The organism is Acidimicrobiia bacterium, assembly GCA_029210695.1.
Classification (GTDB): Bacteria; Actinomycetota; Acidimicrobiia; order Spongiisociales; family JAHEDJ01; genus JAHEDJ01.
Map to the genome: position 1 here is coordinate 18,499 of JARGFH010000007.1, position 15,330 is coordinate 33,828.

Annotated in this window: 14 protein-coding genes and 1 pseudogene; 13 read left to right on the plus strand and 2 right to left on the minus strand. The window is 61.7% G+C overall.

What is annotated here, in order from left to right; all coding sequences use genetic code 11:
- Window positions 1-2: 2 nt before the first annotated feature.
- The 13 genes and pseudogenes from P1T08_03575 (at window position 3) to proB (ending at window position 13,250) form a co-directional block, all read left to right on the plus strand.
- Entirely contained in the window at window positions 3-1,298 is a 1,296-nt protein-coding gene (locus P1T08_03575) for a bifunctional folylpolyglutamate synthase/dihydrofolate synthase (GenBank protein MDF1595166.1), read from the plus strand.
- Between the two features lie 138 nt (window positions 1,299-1,436).
- Window positions 1,437-1,835 carry a nucleoside-diphosphate kinase gene (gene ndk, locus P1T08_03580; protein MDF1595167.1) on the plus strand — a complete coding sequence of 133 codons (399 nt, stop codon included), beginning with the start codon at window positions 1,437-1,439 and terminating at the stop codon, window positions 1,833-1,835.
- A gap of 140 nt (window positions 1,836-1,975) precedes the next feature.
- Entirely contained in the window at window positions 1,976-3,007 is a 1,032-nt protein-coding gene (locus tag P1T08_03585; GenBank protein MDF1595168.1) for a rod shape-determining protein, read from the plus strand.
- A 35-nt stretch (window positions 3,008-3,042) separates the two neighbouring features.
- Window positions 3,043-3,960: a rod shape-determining protein MreC gene (locus P1T08_03590; protein ID MDF1595169.1), complete on the plus strand. Its 918-nt coding sequence runs from the start codon at window positions 3,043-3,045 to the stop codon at window positions 3,958-3,960.
- Window positions 3,957-4,460, plus strand: coding sequence for a rod shape-determining protein MreD (gene mreD / locus P1T08_03595; GenBank protein MDF1595170.1), 504 nt, complete (start codon window positions 3,957-3,959; stop codon window positions 4,458-4,460). Before P1T08_03590 ends, mreD begins: the two co-directional genes overlap by 4 nt.
- Window positions 4,457-6,397, plus strand: coding sequence for a penicillin-binding transpeptidase domain-containing protein (locus tag P1T08_03600; GenBank protein ID MDF1595171.1), 1,941 nt, complete (start codon window positions 4,457-4,459; stop codon window positions 6,395-6,397). Before mreD ends, P1T08_03600 begins: the two co-directional genes overlap by 4 nt.
- The gene (gene rodA, locus P1T08_03605; protein ID MDF1595172.1) at window positions 6,397-7,566 is read left to right on the plus strand and encodes a rod shape-determining protein RodA; all 1,170 of its coding nucleotides are present in this window, start codon (window positions 6,397-6,399) and stop codon (window positions 7,564-7,566) included. Before P1T08_03600 ends, rodA begins: the two co-directional genes overlap by 1 nt.
- A gap of 84 nt (window positions 7,567-7,650) precedes the next feature.
- Window positions 7,651-8,238 (plus strand): thymidine kinase, encoded by a 588-nt coding sequence (locus tag P1T08_03610; GenBank protein MDF1595173.1) that lies wholly within the window; start codon window positions 7,651-7,653, stop codon window positions 8,236-8,238.
- A 302-nt stretch (window positions 8,239-8,540) separates the two neighbouring features.
- Window positions 8,541-10,076, plus strand: coding sequence for an Rne/Rng family ribonuclease (locus tag P1T08_03615; protein MDF1595174.1), 1,536 nt, complete (start codon window positions 8,541-8,543; stop codon window positions 10,074-10,076).
- A 60-nt stretch (window positions 10,077-10,136) separates the two neighbouring features.
- Window positions 10,137-10,436: pseudogene (rplU, locus tag P1T08_03620) on the plus strand (50S ribosomal protein L21).
- A 90-nt stretch (window positions 10,437-10,526) separates the two neighbouring features.
- Window positions 10,527-10,778 carry a 50S ribosomal protein L27 gene (gene rpmA / locus P1T08_03625; protein ID MDF1595175.1) on the plus strand — a complete coding sequence of 84 codons (252 nt, stop codon included), beginning with the start codon at window positions 10,527-10,529 and terminating at the stop codon, window positions 10,776-10,778.
- A 25-nt stretch (window positions 10,779-10,803) separates the two neighbouring features.
- Window positions 10,804-12,132: a GTPase ObgE gene (gene obgE, locus P1T08_03630; GenBank protein MDF1595176.1), complete on the plus strand. Its 1,329-nt coding sequence runs from the start codon at window positions 10,804-10,806 to the stop codon at window positions 12,130-12,132.
- On the plus strand, window positions 12,129-13,250 hold the full coding sequence (proB, locus tag P1T08_03635) for a glutamate 5-kinase (protein MDF1595177.1): 1,122 nt from the start codon (window positions 12,129-12,131) through the stop codon (window positions 13,248-13,250). Before obgE ends, proB begins: the two co-directional genes overlap by 4 nt.
- 35 nt (window positions 13,251-13,285) lie before the next feature.
- Here proB and P1T08_03640 read toward each other — a convergent pair whose 3' ends face one another.
- Together P1T08_03640 and P1T08_03645 are read right to left on the minus strand one after the other, a co-directional pair.
- Window positions 13,286-13,840 carry a hypothetical protein gene (locus P1T08_03640; GenBank protein MDF1595178.1) on the minus strand — a complete coding sequence of 185 codons (555 nt, stop codon included), beginning with the start codon at window positions 13,838-13,840 and terminating at the stop codon, window positions 13,286-13,288.
- Window positions 13,837-15,330, minus strand: a complete 1,494-nt coding sequence (locus P1T08_03645; GenBank protein MDF1595179.1) for a potassium transporter TrkG — start codon at window positions 15,328-15,330, stop codon at window positions 13,837-13,839. The genes P1T08_03640 and P1T08_03645 overlap by 4 nt, the downstream gene beginning before the upstream one ends.

Below are 15,330 nucleotides of genomic sequence, written 5' to 3' on the forward strand. Positions count from 1 at the left end.
TGATGAACTACCGGGAAGCGGTCGACTTCCTCGATGCCCATATCGGCCAGGGCGTGCAGCCCGGATTGGATCGCGTTCGGGCACTGATGGACATGATGGGGGACCCCCAACTGGCCGCGCCGGTGATCCATTTGACCGGCAGCAACGGCAAGACATCAACCGCCCGGATGATCACGTCGTTGCTCATCGCCCACGGGTTGCGGGTTGGAACGTTCATCTCTCCACATCTCGAGAAGATCGAGGAACGACTCGCCCTCGACGGGGTCTACGCCACCGAGGATGAGTTTGCCGAGGCAGTGGCCGACATCGTCCCGTTCGTCCAGTTATTCGAAGAGCGCACCGGACAAACGCCGACCTACTTCGAACTCACCGCCGCGCTGGCTTTCTCCTATTTCGCCGTCAACGCCGTCGATGTCGCGGTCGTCGAGGTCGGACTCGGCGGACGGCTCGACGCCACCAACATCGTCGACAGCCGGGTGGCGGTCGTGACCGGAATCTCCCTCGAGCATACGTCGTGGCTGGGCAACTCGATTGAGGAGATAGCCATCGAGAAGCTGGCCATTGCCAAGGAATCGTCGGTGCTAATCACCGGTTCGCTGCCCGAGGAAGCATATGCGGTGGCCTCCGCCCGGGCCGGGAGCCTCGGAATTGTGCACCGACGTTTCGGGGCCGAATTCCATCCTGAGTTCGTCACCATGGCGGTCGGGGGCTGGGCCGGCTCGGTGAGCGGGGTGTACGAGACCTACGATGAACTGCTTCTCCCTCTGCACGGTCGCCACCAGTTCGACAACCTGGCCGTGGCGATTGCCGCAGTTGAAGAGCTCACCGGGCGGGCGCTGGACCTGGACGCCGTGCGCGAAGGCACGGCGTCGGCAACCTCTCCCGGGCGCCTTGAAGTTGTTGGGCGGAGGCCGCTGATCTTGCTGGACGGTGCGCACAACACCCAGGCCTTCGAGCTGTTGTCGGAGGCGCTAGCCACCGAATTCCTGCCGGAGGAGTGGGTCGTTGTCATTGGAGCAATGGGAGACAAAGATCTCGAAGCGATGATCCGGAACCTCGAGGGTCAGGTGTCGGCCGTGGTGGCAACCTCCGTTGACTACGAGCGCGCCATTCCGGCCGATCGGGTGGCGAAGATCGCTTCGGCGACCCTCGATGTGCCGGTGGAGACTGTCGTCGGCATTCCGCCCGCGCTCGAGGCGGCCCGCCGGCTGGCCGGGACGGATGGTGCGATCCTGGTGACCGGCTCACTGTACGTAGTGGGGGAGGCGCGCAGCGCGCTACTCCATCCGTCGAGCTGAAGCGGCGGCGGCAACGCGGTGGTCCGAGGCAAATAGACCCCATTCCAGAGCGACCCGTCCCGACCGGCCTGCGGCAGACGTCCCAATGGTCGCTCGCTACCATCCACCGTCTTCACGAAGGAGCACACAGCTTTGCCAATCGAAAACACATTCATCATGGTGAAACCAGACGGCGTCGCTCGGGGCCTGGTCGGGGAAGTCATCGGCCGGTTCGAACGGAAGGGCCTTCGACTCGAGAAGATCCGCTCTCTCACGATCGATGAGGCGATGGCCGGTGTGCATTATGCCGAACACGTCGACAAGCCGTTCTTTGCTGAACTCGTCGATTTCATCACGAGTGGTCCGGTGGTGGCCATGGAATGGTCCGGTGAATCGGCGGTGTCTGTGGCTCGAACCCTGATGGGGGCGACAGACCCCAAGCAGGCGGCACCGGGCACCATTCGCGGTGATCTCGGCTTGATCGTGACCAACAATATCGTGCACGGATCGGACTCCACCGAAAGCGCAGAGCGCGAACTCGGGATCTTCTTCGGCTAAAAGGTTCTCAGTTCTGCGTTCTAGGTCTGACCTATCAGGTAGAACGTAGAACGTAGAACCCAGAACCGGCCGCCTGTCGGGTGGGAAAAACCTCAACCGGCAACTATCCTTGCTCTTCCATCCCCTAACCAAGGCCACACGTGGCTGATACCCTTTTTGCATTCGCCGGCCAGGACATGGCTATCGACCTCGGTACTGCCAACACGCTGGTGTATGTTCGCAACGTCGGCATCGTTCTCAACGAGCCGTCTGTCGTCGCGATCAACGTGCGCGACAACCGGGCGCTGGCGGTCGGGATGGAAGCGAAGCGCATGATCGGGCGCACGCCTTCCCACATTCAAGCGATCCGCCCGCTCCGCGACGGTGTGATCGCCGATTTCGACGTAACCGAGAAGATGCTGCGGTATTTCATCCAGAAGGTGCATCGCCGCAAGTGGGCCAGGCCGCGGATCGTCATCTGCGTGCCGAGCGGCATCACGCCGGTGGAACGTCGGGCGGTGGAAGAGGCCGCGTACCATGCAGGTGCCAGGCGGGCTTACACAATCGAAGAGCCGATGGCGGCGGCGATTGGCTCCGGCCTACCGATTCACGAACCATCCGGCTCGATGGTGGTCGATATCGGAGGTGGAACCACGGAGGTCGCCGTGATTTCGCTGGGAGGAATCGTCGTCTCACGAAGCATTCGGGTGGGTGGGGACGAGCATGACGAGGCGATCGTCGAGTGGGTGAAGAAGGAATACAACCTGCTGCTGGGCGAACGCACCGCCGAACAGTTGAAAATGGCAATCGGTTCTGGCTACCCCTATCCCGACGAGCCATCTGCCGAGGTTCGTGGCCGTGATCTCGTCACCGGTCTTCCGAAGACGATCGTGCTCAGCAGCCCGGAAGTTCGGGAAGCGATCGAAGAACCCGTTCAGGTCATCGTCGATGCAGTCAAGTACACCCTCGACAAAACGCCACCTGAACTGGCCGCAGACATCATGGAGCGCGGCATCGTTCTCACAGGTGGTGGAGCCTTGCTGCGGGGTCTCGATGAGCGCATTGCCTTTGAAACGGGGATGCCGATCGTCACGGCAGATCGCCCACTTCAGTCGGTGGTTTTGGGATCTGGCAAGTGCCTCGAGGAATTCGATGTTTTGCAAGGGGTCTTAGTCTCGTCCAGTCGGCCGTGAGCACCGTGCAGACGCTCTCGAGGGAGATCTGAGTCATGCTCCCGTACGGAAGTCCACGCCGTGGCACCGTCACTCTCGGTGTGCTGGTGCTGATCTCGTTCCTGCTCATGACGTTTGATATTCGGTCATCTGGAGAGGGTTTCATTCAGACGGTCCGGAGTGGTGCTCAGTCGGTCTTCAACCCTTTCCAGAGTGTCGCGCAAGCGGTGATCGATCCGGTTGTCGATGCATTCGACGCGCTCGCCAATCTCGCTTCGTTGCGGGATGAGAACGATCGGCTGCGAGCCGAGCGCGAGAACCTGCTGGCCAGGATGGCTGAAGCCGAGGCAGCGTTGGTCGAGAACGACCAACTCCGGGCTCTGCTTGCGTTGCAGGATAAGTTCCCCGACTTCAATCTCACGACTGCCGCGATCATCAGCAGCGGGGACTCCTTTGATCTGCGCCTCACCATCAACCGGGGATCAGACGACGGCATCGTGCTGGGCAGCGTGGTTGTCGACGCCTCGGGTGCCCTCATCGGGTTCATCGTCGAGGTCAGCGACGCCAATGCGATCGTTGCTCCGATCATTGCCTCCGGGACGGTCGTCGGTATCGTCACGGAAGGTGGAGATCCCGGCTTCATCTCCGGGCAGGGAACCGAAGATGAGGTCCGGCTCGAGGTATACGATGCCACCAGCCCGGTGCCCGCCGACAGTGTGCTGAGGACCTTCAGGCACGACAACAACACTCCGAACGGGCTCAATGTCGCCATCGTCACCGCCCGGGCTGATGTCAACGTATCCAAGATCGATACCAACGACGTTGTTCCGTTCGTCGACTTCATCCGCCTTCAGTTCGTAACGGTTCTGGGCATTGCCGGCGACCAGGGCGGCGAGCCTGTCGAGGTGCCAACCGACGCGACAACACCAGACGGTGACACCTCAGGGACTACCAGCACGACTGAGGCACCGTGAGAGCGCGATCTGCCTCGCTCATCTTGATCTTGCTGGCGGTGCTCGTCCAGACGACTCTGTTCTCGGTCGGCGGAATCAGGCCCTTTCGCGTGGCCCCGGATGTCGTGATGGTCGTGACTATCGTCACGGCCCGCTGGCTGGACGATGACGCGGCGCTACTGGTCGGATTCACGGGTGGTGTTTTGGTGGACCTGCTGGCATCGAGCCTGCTGGGATGGCGGGCCCTGACGCTCACTCTGGTCGCTTACATGGCGGTTCGGGCCCGGTCGCGTTTCGACCTCGGCCTCATGTCCGGGGCCCTCGTCGTGCTCGTACTGAGCCTGGCAGGCGTCCTATTACTCGGGGTGATTGGTACGCTGTTCGGGCAGGCAACTCTCACCGAACCCGACGCTCTCCGGCGGATCATGCTGGTACCCGGATACAACTTTGTTCTCGCTTTCCTGGCGCAGCCAATAATTGCACGCGCTCTCGAAGGCCGGTCGCGGAGCAGGGCGCTGTGAACTTCCCACGCCGGCTGGCCGTATTGGGCATGGCCTTCATTGTTCTGTTCTCATTGCTCTTCACCAGACTGTGGTTCGTGCAAGTGGCCAGCGGGATCATGTATGAAGAGGAGGCCAGCAGACAGCAGTTGGATGCCGATCGGACCACGGCGGCCCGCGGCGAGATCCGCGATGCGCGAGGAACATTGCTGGCGTCGAGCCGCATCGTCCCCGAGATGATTGTCGAACAGGCTGAAGTAGCCGCCGACGAAGAAGAGCCTCTGATACAGCAGATCAGCGCGTTGCTCGATCGTCCTGCGGTCGAGGTCAGGGCGATTTTCGAGCAAGCGGGTCCGGCCACTCAACTCTCGTTGGGGATGGTCACCCCGGAGCAAATGGCATACATCCTGAAGAATGCGGAGGATTTCCCCGGTGTCGTGGTCCAGGATCGTCCGATCCGCGTCTACCCGGAAGGGTCGCTCCTGTCGCACGTCATCGGCTATATCGGCCGGCCGAGCCCCGACGACGTAGCGGCGGCGGGCCCGGATCTTGACCCGAACGGGACGATCGGGAAGTACGGCATCGAGAAATTCTATGACGAGTACCTGCAGGGGGAGCGCGGGACCCTGCTGTATCGGGTTGATCCGCAAGGCCGCCCCCTCGGTCTCGAGGAGGAATTACCCGCCGTGCAGGGCGACACCGTGTACCTGACGCTCGATCAGGGCCTACAGCGACAGACCGAGTTCGCCGTCAATGAGGCGATGATCCTGTCCAAGGAACTCGACGAGGGAAACCCGGAACTGGCTGCAGCCGTAGTTATGGACGTTACCGATGGTTCGGTGCTGGCGCTCTATTCCTATCCTGATTTCGATCCGAGCCTGTTTGTCGACGGCATCAGCCAGGTCGAGTACTCCGCACTCGAGGAACGCAACGTCTTTACGAGCCTGCCTATTCAGGGCGCGTATCCCCCCGGATCCACGTTCAAGGGAATCACCTGGGCGGCCGCCATCAACGAGGGTCTTTACCCGCGCGGGATAGCTTCGCCGTCTGGAACGATCAACTGCGAAGGTGAACTCGACCTGGGCATCGACGAGAACGAAGCCGGGCAACTGGTGTTCACCGACTCCGGTCATGGGGCGACCGATCTACACACGGCGCTCGGCGAATCCTGCAATGTGTATTTCTGGCAGGTGGCGCTGACGATTTGGCGTGAGTACAAGAACGATCCTGAGAACGAAGACATTCTCCAACAATGGGCGCGGCGTCTGAGTCTTGGCGAGCCCACCGGCATAGATTTGCCGTTCGAGAAGGGGGGCCGGATTCCCGACCGGGCGCTATACGAGGAATGGGCAGCCTCGCCTCAAGGAAGCGTGCTGTTGTCTCCGGATCGATTCACCGAAGCCATCTGGCGGGGTGGTGACATCATGGGAATCGCCATCGGCCAGGGCGACGTGCTGGCAACTCCGCTCCAGATGGCCGTTGCCTACGCGGCGCTCGTCAACGGGGGTACTGTCCTCGAACCGCATGTGGTCGACCAGGTCGTATCCGTACAAGGCGATGTCGTCCTCGACGTCGGCAAGCGGGTTGCTCGCACGATCGAGTTCACTGCGGCGCACGAGCAGTTCATCCGCGAGGATTTGACCAGGGTGACCAATAGCGGCGGAACGGCGGCTGCCGCGTTCAGTGTGATGCAGAACCCCTGGCAAACCGGCGGGAAGACGGGGACTGCCGAGCGGGACGCTTCCAAGGACAACACGTCCTGGTTCGTCGGCATTGCTCCCATCGACAATCCGCGCTACGTGGTGGCCGTGATGATTGTGGACGGTGGTCTCGCCGGGAGAGTCGCAGCCCCGGCTGCTCGCAACATCATCCAGTACCTGCTGCCCAACGAACCGGTCACGCCCGTTCGGCCCGGCGGAGCAGCCACTCCTGCCGACAACACCGAGGACGACATCTGATGGCCGTCATTGACAGGGCAGGGGCTCCCGGCATTGTCGCGGATCGCAAGCGCCCGGGACCCGATGTGACCTCGTTCGTTGTGATGATGGCCCTGATCAGCGTGGGTGTGTTGATGATCTATGCCAGCACTCGTGAGCAACTCGAACTCCAGAATCTGGATCCGGGCAGGTTGATGCAGCGCCAGATCATCTTCGCAGTCATCGCACTTGGTGTGTATGTGGCGGGTTCGCTGCTCGACTACCGCGAGTTTCGCAACTATGCCGCCTGGATCTATCTCGGCACTCTGGCAGCACTCATACTCCTGATCTCTCCCTTGATTCCCGCACAGGAGAACGTGAAACGTTGGATCGACCTCGGGATCTTCCAGGTACAACCATCGGAGTTCGCCAAGATCACAATGGTGATTGTGCTGGCCACCGTGCTGGCCCCTGCCAGACAGGAGGGCATGCAGTGGAAGCGCATCGTCCAGGCCCTGTTTCTTGTCGCGATTCCAGCGCTTCTGATCTTCTTGCAGCCCGATCTCGGGACCATGCTGGTGTTCGCCTTCATCACTCTCATCATGCTGTTTGCCGGTGGAGCAACGTGGAAGCAGATGATCGCCCTCGGTGGGGGGACGATCGCGGCGGTGGCCGTTGTGTTTCAGCGTGGATTACTCAAGGACTATCAACTGGAGCGGTTGACGGCGTTCTACGATCCGAGCGCCGACCCGCTCGGCATTGCCTATCAGCAAGCTCAGAGCGTCACGGCGATCGGATCGGGCCAGCTAACCGGGACTGGTCTGTTCGACGGCGCACTGACCAACCTCCGTTTTGTCCCGGAGCAAGAAACCGACTTCATCTTCACCGCAGTTGGCGAGCAACTCGGGTTTCTCGGCTCGGCCCTGGTGATTGCAGCCTTCGTCGTCCTCTTGTGGCGAGCGTTCGTCATCTCGGCAATGGCCCGCGATCGATTCGGTAGCCTGCTCGCCGTCGGTATCGGCTCGATGATCATGTTCCAGGTATTCGTCAACATCGGGATGACGATGAAGATCATGCCGGTCACCGGACTGCCGCTCCCGTTCCTCAGCTATGGGGGATCGTCGCTGCTCACCTTTGCCTTCGCCATGGGACTACTCAACTCGATCTGGCGGAAACGATCGCCGGTCCCCGGCGAGACATACATCGTGTGATCGAGCCCGGCCCGATTGACGCCATGTGTCGGGTACGGTTCGCGCTCGGAGTAGGCCGAACCTGACGAGCTATGCTTCCTTGCCATGTATCGACGTGGTGATCAGGGTTGGATCGAAGTGATCTGTGGCCCGATGTTTTCGGGCAAAAGCGAAGAGCTCATCCGGCGAATCACCCGCTCGAAGATCGCCCGGGTCCCCGTTCAGACCTTCAAACCCTCCCTTGATATCCGCTATGCAGATCGGCAGGTGGTCTCGCATAGTTCGTTGTCGGTGACTGCCGAGCCCGTCCCGGACTCCTTCACATTGCTGCGCAAGATAGACGACGCTACCCAGGTCGTTGGGATAGACGAAGGCCAGTTCTTCGACGATCGAATCATCGAAGTAACGGAGCGGTTGGCGAAGGCCGGCAAACAGGTGATAGTCGCAGGTCTCGATCTCGACTACCTGGGCCGGTCGTTCGAGCCCATTCCCACGTTGTGTGCGCGCTCGGAATATGTGACCAAGATGCTGGCAGTCTGTCACCGGTGCGGTGCACCGGCCGCTTTCACCCAGCGGATCATCAAGTCCGATGATCTGGTCGTGCTCGGTGCAACCGATGCGTATGAGGCTCGATGCCGCAACTGCTACGACCCGAACGAACCAGAGCAGCCACGGTTGGCGGTGAATCGCTAGCCGTGCGGTGATTTGGTGCTAGCCTACGGGTGCGACCGCGAGCGGTCGTGAGTTTAAGGACGCGACCTCCTTCAAGGGGTCTTCCCCGTCGATCCCGGCAGAGTCTCGAGGCGTACGAACCTCAGAACCCCTAGGACCATCCGGACTCGACGGCAGGGTATAGGTGTATGCCCGCTCTCCCATGACCACCTGAACAGGAGAGCCGGCTGAGGTGCCGCACGGATCACCGTGGGGCAGAGGTCGGAACCCCGGACTCGTTCGCTCGCACAGTGAGTAGTGAAGACCGGAAGGATACGAGTTTCATGGCGTTGTTCCGCCGCAAATCGGCTCAGGTTGTCCGCCGTGGGGTGGGCGATAACGAGGTCGAAGAACGCACCACCAGGCGTGTCGGCCGCGAAACGGTCGAGGTACGAAGAGTCCGGGCCGTCCCTGAAGAGAAGAAACGGGAGGCGGGGTCGAAGGGGCGCCAGAGCAAGCCCCGGCCGCCGGGGCGCGAGAGTCGCGGGCGGACGCCCCGTCACGTAGAGGAGGAGATCATCCTCCCACCCGAGACCGGAAAGAAGCAGATGCTGGTCCGGGTACTTCCTACCCAGACCCAAGTTGTCATTCTCGAGGGTCCCTCTCTGGTAGAGCATTACGTTGCCCGACAGGAGCGAACATCGCTGGCAGGCAACATGTACCTCGCCAAGGTGAAGAACGTTCTTCCGGGAATGGAGGCCGCCTTCCTCGATTTCGGAGAGCCGAAGAACGGAGTCCTCTACGCGGGCGACATCAAAGTCGATCCCGCCACCCACGGTCACCATCCGCGTATCGAGCAGGTGCTCGCCGAAGGCGACGAGGTGCTGGTCCAGGTGGTCAAAGATGCGATGGGTGCCAAGGGCGCCCGGTTGACCGGGCAGGTCACGGTCCCCGGCCGGTATCTCGTGCTGGCCCCCGACTCAGATATGCAGGGGATCTCACGGCGGCTGCCGGAAGAAGATCGCCTTCGTCTGCGCGACATTCTGCGAGATGTCAAACCGGCCGGGTTCGGCGTGATCGTGAGAACCGCGGCGGCTGCTGCGACGAAAGAAGAGATCGAGACGGACATCAACCGGCTCGTCAGAGTGTGGGAACTGATCAAAGAAGAGGCGGCTGCCGGTGGGGCTCCTCGTCCGGTGTACGAAGAGCCCGGTCTGCTTATCCGGGTCATCCGTGAGCATTTCACACCCGATTTCAAACGGCTGCTCATCGACGACGAGGCGGCCCGCGCTGAAGTCGTTTCGTACCTCGATCGGACCGCGCCCGACCTCACCGATAAAGTCAGCATGTATCAAGATGAGATCCCGCTCTTCGAGCGCTATCACGTCGAGGATCAACTTCAGAAGGCGCTCGACCGGAAGGTATGGCTGAAATCCGGTGGCCATCTAGTAGTTGATCGAACTGAAGCGCTGACGGTGATCGATGTGAACACCGGCAAGTTCGTTGGCAGCTCCAACCTCGAGGACACCGTTCTGCAGAACAACCTCGAAGCAGCGGAGGAAATCGGTCGTCAACTGCGACTGCGCGATATCGGCGGCATTATCGTGATCGACTTCATAGATATGGAGATCTCACGCAACCGCCAGGCAGTGCTGAGGCGCCTGAAGGAAACCCTGGCTAAGGACAAAGTCCGTACGCAGGTATTCGATGTCTCGAATCTCGGTTTGGTCGAGATGACCCGTAAGAACGTTTCGGCCGGATTGCTCGAACAGTTTTCAGAGGTCTGTCCGACCTGTTCGGGACGGGGTATCGTTCTACACGAGGCCACGGCGCTTCGCGGCCTCCCGTTTGAAACCGACGACGACGTAGAAGTGATGTAACCGAGTTGGAAACTCACCAATAGCCGGTAGAGTTACCGCCCATTTGACCTGAGGACGACAATGTACGCGATCATCCGCACCGGCGGGAAGCAGGCGAAAGTGCGCCAGGGAGACGTTATCGACGTCGAACGGCTCAAGAACGCCGGCGAAGCAGTAGAATTCAAGCCCTTGCTCGTTGTGGACGATGGTGGTGCAACCATCAGCGATCGTGAGCAACTCGCCGGATACACCGTGCGCGCCGAAGTAGTCGGTGACACGAAGGGCGAGAAGATCGATATCTTCAAGTACAAGAACAAGACGGGGTACCGTCGACGCATGGGTCACCGACAGATCTACACCACCATCAAGGTGACTGAGATCGTCGGCCCGAAGCCCAAGAAGGCCAAGGCGGAGCCTGCCAAAGCAGAAACTGCCAAGGCAAAGGCCGCCAAGGCTGAGGAGAAGTAGCAGATGTCCAAGACCAAAGCCGGAGGCTCGACCAAGAACGGTCGCGATTCAAAGGCAAAACGCCTCGGACCGAAGGTCTTTGATGGCCATGTTGTCAACTCCGGCGCGATCATTGTGCGCCAGCGGGGCACCCGTATTCACCCCGGTGAGAATGTCGGCCTCGGACGAGACTTCACGCTGTTCGCCATGGCCCCGGGCGTCGTCAAATACCATGCCAGCAACGGCCGCCGTTTGGTGAGCGTTCTCCCCGAGTAGGGAGAGCGGCCGACGGTTTCGACGCGTGTTCGTCGATCAGGTCAACATCCACCTCCGCGCCGGAAACGGTGGTGCGGGGGTGGTTTCGTATGTGCGCTCGCGCGGTAAACCGAAAGGGAAGCCCATCGGTGGTTCCGGCGGCGATGGGGGCGACGTCTACATCGAGGCAGATGAGTCGGTGGTGACCCTGCTCATCTACCAGCGGAATCCCCACCATGCTGCAGGAAACGGAACCCACGGTCGTGGCGATCTTCAACACGGCCGGCGCGGTGAGGATCTGGTGCTGAAAGTACCTCTCGGTACGACGGTGTGGGACGACGAAGGCACCATGATTGCCGATCTCGTCAAGCACGGGCAGCACGTCAAAGCCCTCCAGGGAGGTCGAGGAGGATCCGGGAATGCTGCGTTCATCTCTGCAAAGCACCGGGCGCCTGCCTTCTCCGAACAGGGCGAATATGGTGAGTCGGCGACCTTCGGGCTCGAGATGAAACTGCTCGCCGATGCCGCGTTGATCGGATTCCCCAATGCGGGGAAAAGCACCCTCATCTCCGCGATCAGCGCCGCTAAGCCGAAGATTGCCGATTATCCATTCACGACACTCGAGCCCAACCTGGGTGTTGTGGCAATCGGAGAGCGCGAGTTCGTTGTCGCAGACGTCCCCGGACTGATCGAGGGCGCATCTGAGGGGAAGGGCCTTGGTCACGAGTTTCTCCGTCACGTTGAACGAGCGCGGGCATTGGTCGTCCTGCTCGATCCATCGCCATTGCAGATCGCTTCACCTGCGGAGCAATACCACGTGTTGATCGATGAGTTGCGGCGCCATTCCGGTGAACTCGTCGATCGGCCGCGGGTCGTGGCATTCTCAAAGGCCGATCTGGCTGCCGGGGACTTCGATACTGGCGAACTGGCCTCCGCCGTCGGAGAGCCCTCGCTCTTCTCTATCTCGGCCGTCACGGGGCGGGGGCTAGAACCGTTTCTGCACGCGGTGGCGGACGCGATCGACCTGGCAGTACGCGAAGAGCCGCAGCGAGAGGGGTTCATCCTCCATCGCCCGGTCCGCGAGTCGTTTGAGATCCATGCAAGGCCGGGTGGGTGGGAAGTGACGGGTCGCGCCGCCGAGCGGGCCGTCCGGCTCGACGACCTCACCGTTTCGATGACGGCCGATTTCGTAGCCGGCCGGCTCGAACGTCTGGGCGTCGACGAAGCACTCCGGCAGGCGGGAGCGGTTCCGGGCGATGAGGTGCGCATTGGCGAACTCGTGTTCGAGTTCTCCAATCCCGATGACGAGCAACACGAGGCGGGTGAACCAGGGGCGGGCGGTCCGGACGGCGTGGAGGGCGGCGAAGAGGAATGACCGGACACCGCCCGATCTCACCGGGAGCCAGGATTGTCGTGAAGGTCGGCTCATCCAGCTTGACGCGCCCCGGTGGAGGTATTGACGAAGATGCCATCGAGCGTATTACCGGGATGATCGCCGGGAGTTGGGGTGCCGGGAACCCGACCGTTCTGGTGAGCTCAGGCGCCGTGGCGGCAGGCCTTCCGGCCCTGGGTTTGCGGGAGCGTCCCACCGATCTGCCCGGGCTTCAGGTGGCGGCGGCCGTTGGGCAGGGACGTCTGATGGAGCGCTATTCGGCCGGTTTCTCCACTCGCAGAATGGTTGCCGGGCAAGTGCTCCTCACCAAGGACATCCTCGCCAACCGTGACCAGTACCTCCATGCTCGCCAGGCGCTCGACCGCATGCTGAGCGAGCGGGTCGTGCCGATCGTCAATGAGAACGACACCATTGCAGTCGAGGAACTCAGGCTCGGGGACAACGACCGGTTGGCGGCCATCGTCTCTCATCTGGTTGGTGCGGGTCTCTTGTTGTTGCTGACCGATACGCCCGGTCTCTACTCCTCGGACCCGCGATTGGCGGAGAATGCAGAGTTGTTATCGGCGGTGCGGCACACCGACGAGGTACTCGATACCGTGGCGCGCGGTACGTCGGGACCGGTGGGGTCGGGTGGCGTAGCGACGAAGGTTTCTGCGGCCCGGATGGCTGCCTGGTCGGGGATCCCGACCATCATTGCCGCGGCAGGAAACCAGTCTGCGATCAGTGCCGCGGTTTCCGGCACGTCGACGGGGACGTGGGTGGAACCACATCCCAGCGGGCTTCCTGCTCGCAAGCTGTGGATTGCCTTCGGACTACCTTCATCCGGAACCATCGCTGTTGACTCCGGTGCCGCTCGGGCCATTATCGAGGAGGGCGCATCATTGCTGGCGGTGGGCATCAAAGAGATGCAGGGTGAGTTCGAAGCCGGCGACGCCGTCGAAGTGCTCGACGGAGACGGGGTCCTGATCGCCAAGGGGCAGGTCCAGGTCGGTGCGGACGAGTTCCGCAGGGCGGCCTGCGACAATGCTCTGGCGGGACTGACCGTGATCCACAGAGACCAGCTGGTAGTCCTGGTTGGGCCTTGGCGACCGCCAACTTGAACCCACACCTGCGACTCGGAGCTCAGGGTTCTGGGTCAATCCTCGAGCCGTTGTTGGCGCCTGCGTTGGCGGGCATGCTGAAGAAGCACGCCGCCGGCCACGGCGGCCAGTATCACTCCGATCGCTCCCAATGGACCTGTAGCTTCCGAGGGCAGGTGATAGCCCGGTTCGACGAGTTCGAGACTTGTCACTGCGATGTACGTCTCCCCCGTTCGGTCGGGGTCGTGATAGCGGAACTCGCCCGTTGCGGACACGATCGGGCCGCGCCACCGATATCCGCCCGGTTGCTCGACGGCGGCCATCTCTTCGAAGAGCTCGGGCGGCACCCGCAGGGTTACGCCGACGTTGGCCCCGGCGAGGAGGCCGGTCTCGAGCAGCGGATGTGTGGCGTAGGGGTCGTCGTTGATCTGGAGCCAGAATGCGCCCGAATGCCGGCCGAAGTCGCCGACGAGTTCCCCCGTGACTTCTACAACGCGACCGGACCATTCGTCGGGACTCGACAGAATCTCGGCGATCTCCGTCGCTCCTGCCGGAGACTGTAGTCCGGCGACCAGAGCCATAGTCATGAAGGCGGTGATGATTCCCTTCATTCGCCGACTACCCAGGTGACCGCGAACCCGATGAGAGCAAACACGGCTACGAACTCCAGACGGCCGATCCACATTTGTAGGAGGTACACGACTTCGAGCAGCACCGGCATACCGGGGTCAACCACCCCGACGGAGAGTCCGACGTTGGCGGCGGCACTGACCGATTCGAACATCGCCTGCTGGAGAGGGACGCCGTAGGCGATTCCAACCGACGCGCCCAGCAGGTAGAGGCCGACGTAGAGGAGTGAGATCGTCATGACCGACTGTGCCAGTTCCGGCCGCATCACCTTGGCCGTGCTCTGCCAGTAGCGCTCCGAGATGACAGTCCCTTCGGGCAACAAGGCTTCCTTGATGAGGTTCCAAAGAGACCGCACCGTCAGCCCGATGCGGAGCGCCTTGACACCTCCCGCAGTCGATGAGCCCATCCCACCGAACGACATGGCGAGGGTGATCCCACCGAAGGCCAATCCGCTCCAGAGCACCAGATCGGAGGGTTGCACGGTGGCAAAGCCGGTTCCCGTATGGGCAGACAGAATCTGAAAGAACCCCTGCCGGGCCAGGGAAGCCGAGTCGGTGTAGAGGCCGGTGGCGGCGAGGCCGACAAACGCGATCAGCAACGTTCCGGCGAAGGTGATGATGATCGCACGAGCTTCGAGATTGCGCAGGAGATTGCGAGGACCCCTCCACAGCGCGTAGTGGGCCCCGAACGATAGGGCTCCCGCCACCATGAGCACGCCGATCACGGCCTCGTAGGTAATCGAGTGGTAATACCCGATGCTGGTACTCATCGGTGCGAAACCGCCGGTATCGAAGGCGGACATGAAGATGGTGATCGCATGAAACAAGGATCGGAAGGGGTCGAAGCCCAGTACGAAGGAGCCCACCACCCACAACGCCGTGATACCGAAGGCGGCGTGAAACAAACTGACCGACCAGATGAACCGGGCAGTCGAGCCGACTGAAGGGAAGATGCGTTCGTCCCGCGCTTCGCCGTGATAAAGGGCCAGCACGCCACCGCCGCCGAAGAACATCAGCGCGGCGAGAACGATTCCCTGACCCCCGAGGAATTGCAGGGCACTCCGCCATACGTTGATCGACGGTGCCAGGTGGTCGAGATCCTGAATCAAAGCTAGTCCGGTGGTGGTGACGCCGCTCATCGCGTCGAAATAAGCGTCGAGGACTCGGCCGTAGTGGCGGCTGAGTGCCAGGGGAATTGCGCCGAGGGCGGGCACAGCCAGCCAGACCAGCGCGACGGTGACCATGCCGTGATGCCAACCCGCATTCTGGTCTCGCGGTCTAAAGCGTTCAACAGAGGCGGCGATTGCCAGAGCCAAACCGATCATGAAGATGAAGGACGACGCCGAGTGCCAGTCTCGATCTACCAGCGCCCACAGGAGCGGGATCACGCCGGCGATGCCGACCACGTAAAGCACCCGTCCCAGCTGGAAGCTGATGAGTTTGAGGTCCGAGATTTGCGGGCGTATCAGCAC